Genomic DNA, 15,688 nt, shown 5'->3' with positions numbered 1-15,688 from the left:
TGGCGCTTTACAATTTCTTTAGTCCTTTGTCATTAGTTATTAGTCCTTTGTTCTTAATGACTAATGACCACTGACTAATGACTAATGACTAATAACTAATGACTAAAACAATTGTTGTCAAAATTGGCACTTCTAGCTTAACCCAACCAGAAACGGGACAATTAGCACTTTCTACCATCGCTACCTTGGCGGAAATACTCTGTCATTTAAGACGTCAGGGACACCGGGTGATTTTGGTTTCTTCTGGGGCTGTGGGGGTGGGTTGTGCGCGGTTGGGCTTAACAGAAAGGCCCAAAGCGATCGCACTGAAACAGGCTGTAGCAGCAGTTGGACAAGGTAGGCTAATCCGTGTATATGATGATTTATTTACTACATTACAACAGCCGATCGCTCAAGTATTGTTGACTCGCAGCGACTTGGTGCAGCGTAGCCGCTATCTAAACGCCTACAATACTTTTCAGGAACTATTGGGACTGGGAGTGATCCCTATAGTCAATGAAAATGATACCGTAGCAATAGACGAACTAAAATTTGGTGATAATGACACCCTTTCGGCATTGGTTGCCAGCCTAATAGAAGCAGATTGGCTATTTTTGCTCACCGATGTTGATAGGTTGTACTCAGCTGATCCCCGTTCCGTACCAGATGCTCGACCGATCGCTTTAGTTAGTAGCATTAAAGAATTAGCTCAATTACAAATAGGTTCCCAAGGTTCTCAGTGGGGTACTGGTGGGATGGTGACAAAAATTTCGGCTGCGAGAATTGCGATCGCGGCGGGAGTTCGTACTGTAATTACCCAAGGGCGATTTCCCCAGAATATAGAAAAAATTATCCAAGGTGAACTGATTGGGACGCATTTTGAACCGCAACCTGAACCAACTTCGGCGCGTAAACGTTGGATAGCTTACGGACTTGTACCTGCGGGTAAATTGTATTTAGATGAAGGTGCGATCGCAGCAATTTCTCTAGCGGGAAAATCGTTATTAGCTGCTGGAATTAAGGCAGTAGAAGGAGAGTTTGACACACAGGATGCTGTGCAATTATGTGATCCAAATGGTCACGAAATTGCTAGAGGACTTGTGAATTACAACAGCAATGATCTACAAAAGATTCGCGGCTATCATTCACGCGAAATTCCCACAATTTTAGGTTATGCCGGTGTGGAAACCGTGATTCATCGGGATAATTTGGTTTTGACTTAAGATAGAAATAAGATAAATTTCGTGGCTACTAACTGGGAGAGTAAAAAATATTATGACTCAAACGTTAGAAAATGCTGTTAACTTACCAGAAGAACAACGCTTCTTTCGGCGTGGGTTAACTTGGGAACAGTTTAAAACGATTCAAGCTAGCTTTGAAAATGTGCCGGGGGTGCGGCTGTTTTATTGTGAGGGAGTCTTAGAAATCGTGACTATTGGTAAGCCTCATGAGGTGATTAAGTGTTTAATTGCTGGACTATTGATTACTTATTTTGAAGTCAAAGGTATTGAATTTTTTCCCAGTGGTAGTTTTAGCCAGATTATTCCCAAGATAGTAGAATATCAAGCAGATTTATCTTATTGCTTTGGAACGGACAAACCTGTACCAGACTTGTGCGTTGAAGTAGTGATTACTAGCGGTAGTCCCATAAAGTTACAGAAGTACAAATTAATGGGAGTCCCGGAAGTTTGGTTTTGGGAAGATGGCATAATTGAAGTTTACTGCTTACGAGAACAAGAATATGAAAAAATTGGTAACAGTGAGTTGCTACCAGAATTAGATTTATCCTTGCTCAATCGTTGTCTTTTGTTGTCGTCTCCCTTGGAAGCGATTAGAGAGTTTCGTCAGAGTATTCAACAGTAATAGAATGTCAGACTAACATAGAAGCGATCGCCACTGCCCCCCATAACGGCGCATCATCACCCAACACCGCCGGGATAATTTCAAAATCAACTTCTGGTAAAGCCGTATCCCGCGCCACCTGACGCACCACCTGCCAAAAATTCTCCCCTGCCTTCGTCACACCGCCTCCCAACACAAAGCGCTGCGGATTCATCAAGTTCGCTACATTACCAATACCCACACCCAGCGCCCAAGCAGCCTTATACAAAACTTCCTTCGCCAAATCATCCCCAGCCGCAGCAGCTTCAGCTACCAACTGTCCCGTCAGTAAAGTTAAATTATTTTTTACCAAACCCCTCAACATCTCTCCTCTTTGGTGTTCTTGGCTTCTTGACTGTTGGTTTTCCAAAATTTCCCTCGCATTTTGCGCCATATAAGGCCCCGAAGCCAAACGTTCCACACATCCTCGTTTACCACATAAACAAACTGGCCCAGCAGGATCTACAACCATGTGTCCAATTTCGCCAGCCATCCCACCAGCACCCCGCCAAGGCTGGCCGTTAAGTATCCAACCACCACCCACACCAGTGCTGACAGTTATGTAAAACAGGCTATCGTATCCCTGACCGGCACCAAAACGATGTTCTCCCAAAGCAGCAACGTTAGCATCATTGTCCACACCAACACTCACACCAAACTCTTCCTCCAACAAACCTTTAAGAGGAATGTTTTCCCAACCAGCGACATGATGAGATAGTCGCACCGTCCCCGTGGAAGCGTCCACTGGGCCGCCAAAGCTAACACCGATCGCAGCAGGTTTTGCGTCTTGCAGCAGAGAGTAAATGAGCGATCGCATAATTTCCAAGTCAGTACTAGCATTTGCATTCGCTGGCGAGAGACGACGTTCATAACGCAACCACTTTTTAGAACCAACATTTACCAATGCTGCCGCTAGTTTAGTTCCGCCAAAATCGAGAGCTAAAATTAATGTCATAGTTTTTTATCGAAAAAGCTTCATGTTCAAAACCTCGCCCGAAGTCAAGCGAAAAAATCCTTGTATCGCAAGGTAGGTTGAAACCCCACAAGAAAGTGGGTGGCTTAGTTTAATTGCGAATTGCGTTAGCGCAGCGTTAGCGAGGAACGAGCGTCATTGCGAATTGCGAATTGATTTCATACTCCTTCTATCTATACCATTACAAAACATGGTTTCTTTCTCAGGAAAGATGTTTGCGCTCAAGATACATTTAACACTAGAGAAAACCACATTATTCTTTAGAAACTCATGAGTTCCGAGCAACAACATCCAATTATTGATTTGTCTCACGCCAAAGAACCTCCTCGCTCTATCAATCTCGATCAGGATAAAGAAGCAGCTCCCCTTGCACCGGAAGAAGTTAGCGGACAGATTGAGGATGACCCCATTAAGAATGCTTTTGATCGTCAAGAAGAAAGCCCAGAGAATGTTGGTGATTTTGCTAACGTTCCTGGTGCAAGCAGCTTGCAATTGGATTGATAATTATTGACTTACTCACCTGTTCTTGAGTCCAGCACTTCGTCAATAAACTGTTGCAACCGTTCATAGTGCGAACCTTGCCAATAAATGCGATCGCAGTCTTGACAACGCTGGAATTTATCAATCTGCGATCGCACAGTTTCTGGTAGTTGGTCAATAATAGATTGCTTATCTACACATTCTAATAATCCATTGCAGCGCAAACACCGTTTAAATGGTGAGATTAATTCAAACAAGTCGAAGCGTTGTAATACTTCTATGGTTTGTTGTTCAGGGTTAGTGTTTCTAACGTAATACCCATGCGTTACTAAACTACGCATCAATAGACCTTTATCACGAGTCAAGAGAATTCGCTCTTGACTATACGATATCTGGGCTAATTTCTCATCCTCGTAGTCATTGCGGTATAAAGTATCAAATCCTAAAAGTCGTAGAGATGTCGCCAGCTTCCCCAAATGAATATCTAAAACAAAACGGATAATACTGAGCGGTTTTGGTAGAACCGAAACGCTTGGTATAATAAGACTCCTAGTTGAAATTGGATAAACATTGATAGTATCTCCATCCGAAACTATGTAAGAAAAATTTACATATTCACCATTAACATTGATAAAATCAACTTCTGGATGAGGGACACCCAACGACTCAATCATGTCCTTAATTGAGGCTTTCTCCTCAAAAAAATGCGGAATTTTTACCTGCTTATGATGTCGTGGTAAAAAATAATTCAATTCTGCATGAAAGTAAAAATATGCGATCGCCATATTGAAAAATTTACTGCTGTGTCCCCTTACTAGCAACAATTTGTCACAATTGCAAAACTTTATCTATTGTATTGAAAGAATCAATACTTGCTCAAGTGAGCTATCTCTACTATAAAATGCCCGTTAACCTTGATTTAACCAACCTTCTAAAGGCGGAAAACTGTAAAAAAACTATAAAGATTGTCAAATACTTGCATTTATTATTGAGTTTCAGTTACAGTCAAGGCAGAGGCATATAATCAAACCCTGACATTGAGCTTCAGGAAGTTAGATTAGCTAAAAGGGTAAATACCAGGTTTGTTAATGTTGATGTCAGTGACACTGCTAATAATTAGTCACTGGTTTTACTCATTAACCGATCGCGCATGAAGTACGGGGCAATAGAGCATTTACCCGCAATTTAATTGTCTTTATTTTTTCTAAATTAATTGAGAATTATTCGCAATATGTACAAATGGATAAATACATTAAAAGCAGATAAAAAAGTTTTAAAACAGTATTGGTTTACCAAGCCGATATCTGCTTATCAGGTGTTTTCGCATCTATCTTTAGGAATAACTTACTTAGAAAGACAGCGCAAGATTATATCTTTATGTGTAAAAACAACAAATGTAACTAGTTATATAAATAATTTCAACAAAACTTTAAATAACTATCTTGCTGCTAGCAATATTTTTGATTGTAATATCAGCTACATCTACTTGATTGCCTATTACTCTCTAAGGGATTGCACAAGATTGAACATATTTGATTTTGGTGAAGAAACCAAGTTCAGAAAAGCCAAGCTTCAGCAAGGGAAAATTTACAAAATACCAAATAACAATAAAACTAGATACAAAATTAACGCCGCGCATACGGAAAAATCTAACTTGATGCTGTTTATCTCTATTGTGGAGAGTTTATTAACCGGAAAGACCTTGATAAATAATGATGTTATAAAGTGGCTACCTAGTTTTAACGGGTAAATGAATATTGTTCTTGTTTATCTCCTTTACCTAAGGATATTGTAGCTAAGAACACAGTTGTATTTTGTAATACCTTTTGTCCATAAAATACGCTAATGAGTACAGCGAGATGAATACTTTTTTTTGTTCTGACGATTCACGGCAAGTAGGAGAAGATGTTATTGGTAGCGCCACCAATTATCAAACTTATATTTTAGTTGAGTGTCCTTTACCTTGGACATCAGAAGCATTTGATTCCAAATGGGTTCCACAGAATTTGAGGGTTTTGGTAGAGGAAGTGAAGCGTTCTAAACTACCAATTAGATTCCTCTTAATTGCTAATGATGTATCACACAAGGTAAATCACACTACGCTTTTGATTTATCAAAAAGAAGAGGGTCTAAGTAATGGATACCATAAGCAAGAGTTTAAGCTAGCAAATATTGAGCAAGTAGCAGCGGTTGTTCAAAAATGGTTATGGGGTATCAATTCTAATTCTGAGATAGAAACCACCGAAACTAAAGATATTTTAGTTTGTACCCACGGTAGCCATGATAAATGTTGTGCCAGATATGGCGCTCCTTTTTACTTCAATGTAACATCAAGGAATGCTGATTTGTGCTTAGATAATGTGCGAATTTGGAAATCATCACACTTTGGTGGACATCGGTTTGCACCAACAATTATAGACTTACCAGAAGGAAGATATTACGGTCGTATAGATATAGATTCATTTAGATCAATTTTGACTCGTACTGGTGATATTCAATGCTTAAATAAAGTCTATAGAGGCTGGGGAATTCTACCTGCTGCACTTCAGGTTTTGGAAAGGGAACTAATGCTTTGTAATGGATGGGATTGGTTTAATTACAAAGTTGCAGGCAAAATTTTGGAGCAAAGTTTAGATAATAATACTATTCTGGGTGAGCTAAGTTTTGAACAACCTTCTGGTTCTCTCTACACTTACCAGGCTAAACTTGTGAGAGATGAAACTAAGACTCAACAACTGAAGAGTTCATGCAATGCTACACGAGAGTTGGTAGTTACTAAATATGCTGTGGGTAGTCTTTGGATTAGTTCTAGTAAGGTGATGAGTTATAGTACTTAAAAGAGGAGAGTTTTTAAACGCAGAGGGACGCAAAGGGAAGCGCAGAGGTACGCGGAGTATTACTGTATTTAGTATAACCCTGCACAAGTTCGTAACAAAATCTCTGCGTACCTTTGCGTTTCCCCCTGCGTTTCTCTGCGTTTTAAGTCATATTTAAGACTCTTCGTAAAAGTATTTGGTCTTCTAATTTGGCTTTTAAACGGCCATTTTCGATATCTCTAATCCAGCTTTGGCTTTTACCTGTAAGTTTTGCTAATTCTCTTTGGGAGAGATTCAAATTTTTTCGCGCTTGCAAAATCTGTTCACCCAGCAAATCGTTTGTAGCTTTAGGCTTTCTTTTGGCTTTAGCAGTTCTTGTTTTCTTTTTTTCTGATTCTGAGATTTGCTGTTCCCATTCTGGTGGGAGTTCAAAAGCCAAAATCCGCGCATTCATTAAGAGATTCCACTTACCACGGGGGCCTGTGTCTGTGAGGCGAGTTTCAGCACCACCGTCATTAGTCCAAAATTCCAATGCTTCATCTGGATCTTCTGGAAGATCGATTAATTTTGCCCACAAAGGTTGAATTTCTGGTGGGTAGGTAACTGGATCGAAAAGTGGCTTCATTCCATAGTGATTAAGAATTTCCAAATCGCTTTCAAAAGTTCGCAGCAGACGTTTGCGTTCTTCGCGTTGTCTGGATGCAAGGGCGACTTTTTCTTCACCGTAAGCAATACGCAGCAAGGTAGGAATAGTAATGCGTTGTTCCTTGCCCATTTTGGTTTTAAACAGCAACCACAGCATTAGTCGGACTGCGCCTTCATGTTGCTGCCAAATGCTCATGACTGTGGTTAGCAGTGTTTTGGGGAGACTACCGTATTGATAGAATGCGGTTCGCTCTTTACACGCTTGTTTATTTAAGAAATATTGTGCCCATAAGCCTGCTTTTATTTTAAAAGTTAGCCCAATAAGATATTTGCATCCGAGATTGTCTTCTTGAAAGTGGTGCTGAATATCTACTAAATGCCATAAGCGGCTGCCAACAAGAGAGAATCCGTTAATTCGACCTTGTTGGGGCCAGTCAATGGAGATAATTAGGGAGCAAGCTTGCTGAACGATATTTTTCATTAAAGCTAGCTTGGCAGCTTTGCTCAAGTCTTTGCGTTTCTCCATCCCCAAATATTTCTCGATTTGTCGCTCATCGATCGCAAATTCTTGCTCCCAAGGTTGCTCTAAGGCTGTGGCATAACCTGCAAAAATTAGATGTATGCAAGCGGCTCTGATGTCAAGCCCCTCAATTGCTGCTATATCTGTGGCCTTGTCGTTAACTTTGAAGGGATCTTGGATATGAAAAGCGATCGCACCTCGGCCTTGATTCACTTGTCGGCTGTAACATAGATAACCTTCTTCATCAGTTTCCCAATGTAAAGATGTGCGTTGCGCCAGGACATTACAAGCTTCCCAAATAGCGATCGCTGAAGCAAATGGGTTATTCTTGCCGTTAGAAAACAAATCTAAACTGGTAGCATCTCTTGGTTCCACTTTGCATCTCCCCTTTTTAGACTGCCAAGGAATGGGAGAATTAGTTGGACAAGCTATTACACATTGCGGTTCGGAATAATAGCCCTCACAATTATTACAAAGACCAGGATCAATCCAGTATTCATTGTCTTCTATTCTGATTGCACCCGTAGGACATTGGGGGCGGCAGTTGTCACATCCAACGCAACTGTTGTTAGGAATTGTATAAGGCATTTGGCTCTTTTCCCACTCTAATCGTTGAGATGTTTGTCTCAGGTCTCCCCTGGATGAGTCCTGTCTATTCATGACTCGCTACCACATCATTTTTCTGGCGAGAAGAATCTTTTCTCACCACATTCACTCCCCACATCCATATTTTGACTTCGCATCCAATTGGAAGCTATTTAAAGCTTTAAAACCGAGCTTGATAAAACTTCTTTATTAACTATACATTTCATGAAAAAAATGATTAATTTGTTCGTGTCGAGCTTAGAAAAAAATCTTAACATTTATTTAATTAGGTATTTAATGAACATTTTAGATTTGGACATAAAGTGTTTTTAGGACATATTTAAGCTTGTTAGAATTGGACTTCATCTGATTTATTAATAATTTTAATATTTAAGGCATGATAATATTCTGCCATCAAATTTACAGTTCCTTCATAAATCAACTTGGTTTCTTTATGTGAAATTGAAATAAAAATAGTTTTGTCATCATTTACTTAAATAATTGAATCCAAATTAGGTTAGAAATTGTTGCTTTATAAAATACATATTGCATATATCAAATTGTAACTAATGAACATATTGATTTGTATATATGTATACAGCTTGTTTATATTTAATTGCCTAAATCTAAATACATTTGAAAAACAATATCATTATTATTATCTTGAAAACCTTCTTTCTACAAAGAGAGAGCTTTTTAATTTTCCCCCTTCTATACAAGTGTTGAGGGCTGAAAGGTTAGGTTGATAACCAAATATGCATAATAATTATTGGCAATAAATTTCATCTATTATTTAAAATAAAAAACAATATGCAATTGTGTTCAAAGTCATCGAAATCTGATGATGAAAAAGTAATTTTTAAATACCAAAAGGAGAAAATATTAGGATAATATGATGATTAATGTACAAACAGCTTGACAGGCAAAATTGCTGAGGAATTATTCATGGCACAACTAACAGGTTTGACATTTGGCGGTAAGGCTTGGACACCAAAATTTGCTCAAGAAATTGACAAGGATAAATGTATCGGCTGTGGCAGATGCGTTAAAGTATGCGGCTACAATGTGCTAGGTTTGAAGGCGCTCAACGAAGAAGGCGAATTTGTAGAAGATGAAGATGACGAAGAAATTGAACGGAAAGTAATGGCAGTTACTTCTCCAGAAAATTGTATTGGTTGTGAAGCGTGTTCACGGATTTGCCCCAAGAATTGCTACACCCATGTTGTATTAAACAATTAAGATTTTTGGAGTTAGTCAAAATTGTTGTTCATTCAAGGAGGCACTGTTTGTAATAAGCGTAAATACGCTAGGCAAGGTAATTTGAGGGGAATATTAATTATTTACCAGAACTAATAAAAAGTTCACAGTAAACAAATCCGTAAATCGTAAAGTGTTAGCTATTAACAAATTTAAACTTGCTGCTAATATAGCCTAATCAATATTAGGTCTAACAGTGCCCTCTTGGAACAACTAGCTCTTTCTGGGAGCAGGGGGCTAACTTTTTCATAGGAGTTGAAATATAATTTGTAAGTTTCTGGGGGAAAGATATGGAAAAAATCTGGAAGTTTCCCCCATTTTTTATGGCTGCACGTTAGAAAGTTAATAAGTGAAAAGGGAATGGGGAATAGGCAATAGGGAATGAGGAATAGGCAAGAGATAAAAATGCTGAGTGCCCAATACCTAATATCTAAAACCCAAAAAATCACACCTTTAAAGACTGTTTACACAGGTAGCATATATGCAACAAGTTCCTGTTTCACTATGGACTCTGGTTGCTGGGATAGTAGTTACAGCAATCAGCATTTGGATTGGTCAAAACCACACTCTAATGCCGGTGCAAGCATCGCTACAAGCGCCTTTGGTAGACGGTTTTTTCAACGTCATGTTTACCATTGCGATCGCACTATTTTTGGTGGTAGAAGGAACTATTCTAATTTTTTTGGTTAAGTTTCGTCGCCGTCGCGGTGATGATACCGATGGCTTACCAATAGAAGGTAACGTTCCCTTAGAAATCTTCTGGACAGCAATTCCAACAGTGATCGTCCTCGGTTTGGGCATCTACAGCGTAGATGTTTTTAACCAAATGGGCGGCTTTGAGCCTGCGGGTCATCCTCATTCAGCAGCTCATGTTGCCCATCAGCCGGGAACGGCTCTTGCAGCTACACTTAGCGATACCTCTGAAGCAACAGCTGCTCCAACGATCGCCCCCACAATTGGTATTGGCGCGTCTCCTCAAACCTTAAATAAACCAGCCGACTTAGTTGTTGATGTCAAAGGCATACAGTACGCCTGGTTATTTAATTACCCTGATAGTGGCATTACTTCTGGGGAATTGCATATTCCCGTCGGTGCTGATGTCCAACTCAACCTTTCAGCACAAGATGTAATTCACTCATTCTGGGTGCCAAACTTCCGCTTGAAGCAAGATGCACTTCCTGGTATCCCTACCGAACTACGATTTGTCGCCACCAAACCAGGTACATATCCCGTAGTTTGTGCTGAGTTGTGCGGTGGTTATCACGGTTCAATGCGGACACAGGTAATTGTCCACACACCGGAAGAATATGAGAGCTGGCGGACAGAAAACCAGATTGCTCAACAGCAGAATTTCAACCAAGTTGTTGCAGTTAATCCAGCCGACTTATCAACATCAGAGTTTCTCGCTCCTCACACCCATGATATGGGAATTAGTGCAGCAACTCTGGAGTCAATGGTCATTGGTCATTAGTCATTGGTCATTGGTCATTGGTCATTGGTCATTAGTCATTAGTCATTAGTCATTGGTAACTGACAAATGACAACTGACAAATGACAACGGACAAATGACAAAGGACAACGGACAAAGGACAAATGACAAATGACAAACGACAAAGGGTAAAAATATGACGCAGGTAGAATTCCCACGGAATACTCCACCAGAAGAAGAAAAACCGGAAATGGTGGCTGGCCACTCCTCCCATCCGAAGGCGTGGAAATGGCAGGATTACTTTACATTTAATGTTGACCACAAGGTTATTGGTATTCAATACCTGGTGACGGCGTTTGTCTTCTATCTCATCGGCGGACTGATGGCGATCGCTCTGCGTGTCGAATTAGCAACACCAGATGCAGACGTACTCGACCCCAATCTGTATAACGCTTTCATGACCAATCACGGGACGATTATGATCTTCCTGTGGATTGTCCCTAGCGCCATTGGGGGATTTGGTAACTATTTGGTGCCGTTGATGGTCGGTGCTAGGGATATGGCTTTCCCGAAGCTGAACGCGATCGCCTTTTGGTTAAACCCACCAGCCGGATTATTGATATTAGGTAGTTTCATTTTTGGCGGTTCGCAATCTGGTTGGACAGCTTACCCACCCTTGAGTTTGGTGACAGCGCCAATCGCTCAAACTATGTGGATACTTGCGATCGTTTTGGTGGGAACTTCTTCAATTTTGGGTTCGCTGAACTTTGTGATCACCATTTTGATGATGAAGGTTCCCAGCATGAAATGGGATCAAGTGCCCCTATTTTGTTGGGCAATCTTGGCAACCTCCATCCTGGCGCTTCTCTCCACACCTGTATTAGCAGCCGGTTTAGTTCTGCTGTTGTTTGACCTCAACTTTGGCACTTCCTTCTTTAAACCAGATGCAGGCGGTAACGTTGTAATTTATCAACACTTGTTCTGGTTTTATTCTCACCCGGCAGTATATTTAATGATTCTGCCCATCTTCGGCATCATGTCGGAGGTAATTCCGGTTCACTCGCGTAAGCCAATTTTTGGTTATAAAGCGATCGCTTATTCTAGTGTAGCCATCTGCGTTGTCGGTTTGTTCGTCTGGGTACACCACATGTTTACCAGCGGCACACCCGGTTGGATGCGGATGTTCTTCACTATCTCTACTCTTATAGTTGCAGTTCCCACTGGCGTAAAGATTTTTGCCTGGGTTGCTACCCTTTGGGGTGGTAAAATCCGCTTCACAGGTGCGATGCTTTTCGCCATTGGCTTGTTGTCCATGTTTGTCATGGGCGGCTTAAGCGGTGTGACGATGGGAACAGCTCCCTTTGATGTTCACGTCCACGACACATATTATGTAGTAGGACATTTCCATTACGTTCTGTTTGGCGGTTCCGTATTTGGTATTTACGCAGGTATTTATCACTGGTTCCCCAAAATGACCGGACGAATGTTGAATGAAAGCTTGGCACGCATTCACTTTGCCCTTACCTTTATCGGCACTAATCTAACTTTTTTACCCATGCACGAGTTGGGTTTGAAAGGAATGCCCCGACGAGTGGCAATGTATGACCCCCAATTTATCGACCTCAATCAAATTTGTACCTTTGGTTCATTTGTTTTGGGGATATCGGTAATTCCTTTCGCCATCAACATGATCTACAGTTGGCTGAAAGGGCCTTTGGCTGGTGATAATCCTTGGCAAGCTTTGACTTTAGAATGGACAACTAGCTCACCACCCGCAATTGAAAACTGGGAAGTGTTGCCGGTTGTGACTCATGGCCCTTATGACTACGGTCATGGTCATAGTACAGAAGTACAGCCATCTGCAACGCCGGAAGCTAGTGCTTAGGTAGTAGACTGAGTAATGCGATCGCTCTTAAGCTGGCTGCAATTTCTAGTTATTTGATTTCAGAACTTGAAACTTCAAGCTTGGAACTCGGAACTTCAGCTTCAGAACTCGAAACTTGAACCTCAGAACTCGGAACTTGAGCCTCAGAACTCGGAACTTGAGCCTCAGAACTCGGAAGTTGGAATTGTGAGAATTCCTGAACAAGTGAAGAGTTAATACCATTTCACTTTAATGACGATACAAATACGTTAGTAGGGGCATGGCAATACCATGCCCTTACAAGAAATCTATATGTATCAGGATTTTCGTGAATTGGTATAAGTTAAACAAGGATTTTGGATGAAGAATGAAAATTTTGCCGCTTCACACTTCATTCTTCATTCAACCTTCCACAACAGACACAGTGGATAATATTGTCAAAAAATCTATGACTATAGCTACAACCACGAGCGAAGATCACAGTGCAGGACACGAAGAACATCCAGATTTAAGAGTTTGGGGACTGTTGACGTTCCTTGCTTCTGAATCCCTGATGTTTGGAGGATTTTTTGCCACCTATTTATTTTTCCGGGGTACTACAGCAGTTTGGCCTCCAGAAGGAAGCGAAGTAGAACTACTTGTGCCGACAATTAACACCATTATTCTGGTGTCTAGTAGTTTCGTCATCCATTTCGGTGATACGGCGATTAAAAAGAATAACGTCAAGGGAATGCAACTGTGGTATGCAATTACTGCAATTATGGGCGCAATTTTCTTGGGTGGTCAGGTTTATGAGTACTCAACTTTAGGATATGGTCTGACTACCAACGTCTTCGCCAACTGCTTTTATATCATGACTGGGTTCCACGGTTTGCACGTTTTTGTGGGACTGTTATTGATATTACGTGCATTGTGGCGATCGCGTCTCCCTGGTGAATATTCTGCAAGCAATCATACTTTCATCGAAATGACAGAAATTTACTGGCACTTCGTAGACATTATTTGGATTGTTCTCTTCACCTTGGTGTACGTTCTCACTTTGTTTTAAATTGGGCATTGGGCAAAGCAAAGACGCGATAAATCGCCGTCTCTACAATAATGGCGATTTATCGGGTCTCTTGCCTTAACCGAACCGTATTGCCTCATATCCCTGATCCTCCTTATCTCCATTCAGGAGTTAGTTATGCAACTTGATGCAAATAAATTTTCATGGTTCCAGGTTCCAGAGGACATCAAAAATCTATTAGTTTTAGCTGCACAAACCTGGGAAAATACATCAGAATCAGAAAAATATATTCAACAAGCATTAGCACAAACTGGTGATCATACAGATGTCTTGGTAGCAGCATATAGATTTTTCTATTATAAAAATAATTATTCTCTTGCATTACAAACAACAGTTAAATTATTAGATAAAATTAAAGAAATAGAAAACTTGCCTGATGACTGGGAGCAACTTAAGCCTATATTAATCAATCGCAAAGAGGACTCACAAATTCGATTGTACTTAAATGCTTACGCTGCTTCTGGATTAGTACTAGCAAAGTTAGGAGCAATTGAGGAAGCAAAAGAAATCAGCGCCAAAGTCAAAGAAATAGACGAAAAGCATGATTTTGGAGCCGGTATTCTCCTGGATATTTTGACACGTCCAGCAGAAGAAGATGATTAATCAGTCAATGCCCATCTCGACCAGACAATGTACCTTGTAGAGACGCGATTCATCGCGTCTGTAAGGAGTGTGGAGATAAGAGAGACAAGGACACAAGGAGAATAACCCATTCCCAATTCCTCATTCCCAATTCCCAATTCCCAATTCCCTTTTAGTGAACAATCATGAACAATTGGTTATCTACCACATCATATTCCTCTTACTCCTTATTAGGAGCAGCTACTGATAGCAACTCTATCTTTCCTGCGATCACCATACCTACTAAACTTCCTGGAGATAATAAGATTCCTAATATTTCTCCAATCCTGATCATCCAATCTTCTCAGCTATCAATTTAAAAGTTATGAAAGGTAGGGATTGGCTGCTAACAGGGGACGGTCAGTATCAAGCCTGTAAATCTGTAAGAGCATGGGATTTATTGAGAGAAAATTACCGCCTTTATCGGTTTTTAACTGAGGTGGAAGATGTTCTCAATAGTGTGGATGATGAAGCTAGTCGACTGCCAGAAATCCGAATGCTCGTAAGGCGCTTGATAGTAAATTCCTACTGGGTGCGAAGTCAAAATTTAGAGCCTTCGCCCAAAACGGGAACCTCTGTTTTACTCCTATACGATGAATTAGGTTTTCCGTTGACGGTGCAAACAGTAACATTTGCACCGGGAACCAGATCAACAATTCATAATCATGGGACATGGGGAATAGTGGCGGTGTTAAAAGGTGAGGAAAAAAATACTTTTTGGCGACGCACTAATAGCCCAGAATTCCAAGACAAAATTGAACGGACGGGAGAGATAACTCTATCTCCAGGGGATATTATTAGCTTCACTCCCGATGCAATTCACAGTGTAGAAGCGGTGGGTGATGAACCAACTGTGACTTTTAATGTCTACGGCGAAACTGATCCGAATGAGAGATTTGAGTTTGACTCAGTTACCCATAAGGCTAGGAATTTTTAATTTCATCGGTTCGTAGTTGGCGCTTTAGCGCTAAAGCGCCAACTACAAACAATTGAGTAATTAGGAGAGAGTTGCATGGCAAGAGTAAGTTTCTATAGCAAACCAGGCTGTAAAGGTGGTACTAAGCAAAAAGTTTTGCTAACAGCTGCTGGTCATGAGGTGATACCATACAACCTGCTAACAGAACCTTGGACAGTTGAAAGGTTGCGCTCATTTTTTGGCGATCGCCCCGTAGCCGAATGGTTTAATCCTTCCGCCCCCAAGGTAAAATCTGGTGAGGTGGTTCCTGAAAAAGTCGATGAACAAACCGCTTTGGCGCTGATGCTGAAAGAGCCACTCTTGATTCGCCGTCCTTTGTTAGAAGTAGGCGAACAGCGCGAGCTAGGATTTGATGTACAAAAGATTGATGCTTGGATTGGCTTACAAGCTGTGGATGAATCCTTGCAAGAAATCAGCGACAAGCTTATGAAGCAAGATTTGCAAGGCTGTTCCCACGGTAAAGATCATAATCATGAACATGGTCATGGACACCAAAAGCAGGGTAAATGTAAGCATTAGTACAGGATTTTGGCAGTGATGCAATCTGTTAAAACCTGAATTATTGGGACTTGAGATGCAACAATGGCCTCAAGTCC

The 15,688-nt window shown here is 40.8% G+C and carries 16 protein-coding genes; 13 read left to right on the top strand and 3 right to left on the bottom strand.

Annotated elements, in window-relative coordinates; translation table 11 throughout:
* The first annotated feature begins 98 nt into the window (after positions 1-98).
* Together proB and VB740_RS18670 are read left to right on the top strand one after the other, a co-directional pair.
* Positions 99-1,202 (top strand): glutamate 5-kinase, encoded by a 1,104-nt coding sequence (gene proB / locus VB740_RS18675; protein WP_323201431.1) that lies wholly within the window; start codon positions 99-101, stop codon positions 1,200-1,202.
* Between the two features lie 52 nt (positions 1,203-1,254).
* Complete coding sequence (locus VB740_RS18670; RefSeq protein ID WP_323201430.1) at positions 1,255-1,842, top strand: Uma2 family endonuclease; 588 nt, start codon at positions 1,255-1,257, stop codon at positions 1,840-1,842.
* Between the two features lie 7 nt (positions 1,843-1,849).
* On the opposite strand, the gene VB740_RS18665 is transcribed toward VB740_RS18670, so the two are convergent.
* The gene (locus VB740_RS18665) at positions 1,850-2,815 is read right to left on the bottom strand and encodes an ROK family protein (protein ID WP_323201429.1); all 966 of its coding nucleotides are present in this window, start codon (positions 2,813-2,815) and stop codon (positions 1,850-1,852) included.
* A gap of 288 nt (positions 2,816-3,103) precedes the next feature.
* On the opposite strand from VB740_RS18665, the gene VB740_RS18660 reads away from it, so the two are divergent.
* Positions 3,104-3,334 carry a hypothetical protein gene (locus tag VB740_RS18660; protein ID WP_323201428.1) on the top strand — a complete coding sequence of 77 codons (231 nt, stop codon included), beginning with the start codon at positions 3,104-3,106 and terminating at the stop codon, positions 3,332-3,334.
* An 11-nt stretch (positions 3,335-3,345) separates the two neighbouring features.
* Here the strand turns inward: VB740_RS18660 and VB740_RS18655 are convergent, their stop codons facing one another.
* Positions 3,346-4,098, bottom strand: coding sequence for a Mut7-C RNAse domain-containing protein (locus VB740_RS18655; RefSeq protein ID WP_323201427.1), 753 nt, complete (start codon positions 4,096-4,098; stop codon positions 3,346-3,348).
* 446 nt (positions 4,099-4,544) lie between these two features.
* Here VB740_RS18655 and VB740_RS18650 point away from each other — a divergent pair, with 446 nt between their 5' ends.
* Both VB740_RS18650 and VB740_RS18645 read left to right on the top strand, forming a co-directional pair.
* Entirely contained in the window at positions 4,545-5,063 is a 519-nt protein-coding gene (locus VB740_RS18650; RefSeq protein WP_323201426.1) for a hypothetical protein, read from the top strand.
* A gap of 109 nt (positions 5,064-5,172) precedes the next feature.
* A complete protein-coding gene (locus VB740_RS18645) occupies positions 5,173-6,150 on the top strand; it encodes a sucrase ferredoxin (protein WP_323201425.1) in 978 nt (325 codons plus the stop codon).
* 142 nt (positions 6,151-6,292) lie between these two features.
* On the opposite strand, the gene VB740_RS18640 is transcribed toward VB740_RS18645, so the two are convergent.
* Complete coding sequence (locus tag VB740_RS18640; protein WP_323201450.1) at positions 6,293-7,882, bottom strand: helix-turn-helix domain-containing protein; 1,590 nt, start codon at positions 7,880-7,882, stop codon at positions 6,293-6,295.
* Positions 7,883-8,824: 942 nt separating this feature from the next.
* Here VB740_RS18640 and fdxB point away from each other — a divergent pair.
* The 8 genes from fdxB (at position 8,825) to VB740_RS18600 (ending at position 15,611) form a co-directional block, all read left to right on the top strand.
* Positions 8,825-9,118 (top strand): ferredoxin III, nif-specific, encoded by a 294-nt coding sequence (gene fdxB / locus VB740_RS18635; RefSeq protein ID WP_069068483.1) that lies wholly within the window; start codon positions 8,825-8,827, stop codon positions 9,116-9,118.
* 499 nt (positions 9,119-9,617) lie between these two features.
* The gene (locus tag VB740_RS18630; protein WP_323201424.1) at positions 9,618-10,607 is read left to right on the top strand and encodes a cytochrome c oxidase subunit II; all 990 of its coding nucleotides are present in this window, start codon (positions 9,618-9,620) and stop codon (positions 10,605-10,607) included.
* Between the two features lie 154 nt (positions 10,608-10,761).
* Positions 10,762-12,450 (top strand): cytochrome c oxidase subunit I, encoded by a 1,689-nt coding sequence (gene ctaD, locus VB740_RS18625; RefSeq protein ID WP_323201423.1) that lies wholly within the window; start codon positions 10,762-10,764, stop codon positions 12,448-12,450.
* 427 nt (positions 12,451-12,877) lie between these two features.
* On the top strand, positions 12,878-13,477 hold the full coding sequence (locus VB740_RS18620) for a heme-copper oxidase subunit III (RefSeq protein ID WP_323201422.1): 600 nt from the start codon (positions 12,878-12,880) through the stop codon (positions 13,475-13,477).
* Between the two features lie 135 nt (positions 13,478-13,612).
* The gene (locus VB740_RS18615; RefSeq protein ID WP_323201421.1) at positions 13,613-14,098 is read left to right on the top strand and encodes a hypothetical protein; all 486 of its coding nucleotides are present in this window, start codon (positions 13,613-13,615) and stop codon (positions 14,096-14,098) included.
* A gap of 164 nt (positions 14,099-14,262) precedes the next feature.
* Complete coding sequence (locus VB740_RS18610; protein WP_323201420.1) at positions 14,263-14,436, top strand: hypothetical protein; 174 nt, start codon at positions 14,263-14,265, stop codon at positions 14,434-14,436.
* Positions 14,437-14,441: 5 nt separating this feature from the next.
* Positions 14,442-15,053 carry a cupin domain-containing protein gene (locus tag VB740_RS18605; RefSeq protein ID WP_323201419.1) on the top strand — a complete coding sequence of 204 codons (612 nt, stop codon included), beginning with the start codon at positions 14,442-14,444 and terminating at the stop codon, positions 15,051-15,053.
* 75 nt (positions 15,054-15,128) lie between these two features.
* Positions 15,129-15,611 carry an ArsC/Spx/MgsR family protein gene (locus VB740_RS18600; protein WP_323201418.1) on the top strand — a complete coding sequence of 161 codons (483 nt, stop codon included), beginning with the start codon at positions 15,129-15,131 and terminating at the stop codon, positions 15,609-15,611.
* Positions 15,612-15,688 lie beyond the last annotated feature (77 nt).

The organism is Nostoc sp. UHCC 0251 (assembly GCF_034932245.1).
GTDB lineage: Bacteria > Cyanobacteriota > Cyanobacteriia > Cyanobacteriales > Nostocaceae > Nostoc.
The sequence above is the reverse complement of the archived record's forward strand: the minus strand, read 5'-3'. Positions and strand labels throughout refer to the sequence as shown.

What these genes read in the sequence shown, in the direction of transcription:
- proB (WP_323201431.1), top strand. Translation starts at nt 99, where the DNA reads ATGACTAAAACAATTGTTGTCAAAATTGGCACTTCTAGCTTAACCCAA.
- VB740_RS18670 (WP_323201430.1), top strand. Translation starts at nt 1,255, where the DNA reads ATGACTCAAACGTTAGAAAATGCTGTTAACTTACCAGAAGAACAACGC.
- VB740_RS18665 (WP_323201429.1), bottom strand. Translation starts at nt 2,815, where the DNA reads ATGACATTAATTTTAGCTCTCGATTTTGGCGGAACTAAACTAGCGGCA.
- VB740_RS18660 (WP_323201428.1), top strand. Translation starts at nt 3,104, where the DNA reads ATGAGTTCCGAGCAACAACATCCAATTATTGATTTGTCTCACGCCAAA.
- VB740_RS18655 (WP_323201427.1), bottom strand. Translation starts at nt 4,098, where the DNA reads ATGGCGATCGCATATTTTTACTTTCATGCAGAATTGAATTATTTTTTA.
- VB740_RS18650 (WP_323201426.1), top strand. Translation starts at nt 4,545, where the DNA reads ATGTACAAATGGATAAATACATTAAAAGCAGATAAAAAAGTTTTAAAA.
- VB740_RS18645 (WP_323201425.1), top strand. Translation starts at nt 5,173, where the DNA reads ATGAATACTTTTTTTTGTTCTGACGATTCACGGCAAGTAGGAGAAGAT.
- VB740_RS18640 (WP_323201450.1), bottom strand. Translation starts at nt 7,882, where the DNA reads ATGCCTTATACAATTCCTAACAACAGTTGCGTTGGATGTGACAACTGC.
- fdxB (WP_069068483.1), top strand. Translation starts at nt 8,825, where the DNA reads ATGGCACAACTAACAGGTTTGACATTTGGCGGTAAGGCTTGGACACCA.
- VB740_RS18630 (WP_323201424.1), top strand. Translation starts at nt 9,618, where the DNA reads ATGCAACAAGTTCCTGTTTCACTATGGACTCTGGTTGCTGGGATAGTA.
- ctaD (WP_323201423.1), top strand. Translation starts at nt 10,762, where the DNA reads ATGACGCAGGTAGAATTCCCACGGAATACTCCACCAGAAGAAGAAAAA.
- VB740_RS18620 (WP_323201422.1), top strand. Translation starts at nt 12,878, where the DNA reads ATGACTATAGCTACAACCACGAGCGAAGATCACAGTGCAGGACACGAA.
- VB740_RS18615 (WP_323201421.1), top strand. Translation starts at nt 13,613, where the DNA reads ATGCAACTTGATGCAAATAAATTTTCATGGTTCCAGGTTCCAGAGGAC.
- VB740_RS18610 (WP_323201420.1), top strand. Translation starts at nt 14,263, where the DNA reads ATGAACAATTGGTTATCTACCACATCATATTCCTCTTACTCCTTATTA.
- VB740_RS18605 (WP_323201419.1), top strand. Translation starts at nt 14,442, where the DNA reads ATGAAAGGTAGGGATTGGCTGCTAACAGGGGACGGTCAGTATCAAGCC.
- VB740_RS18600 (WP_323201418.1), top strand. Translation starts at nt 15,129, where the DNA reads ATGGCAAGAGTAAGTTTCTATAGCAAACCAGGCTGTAAAGGTGGTACT.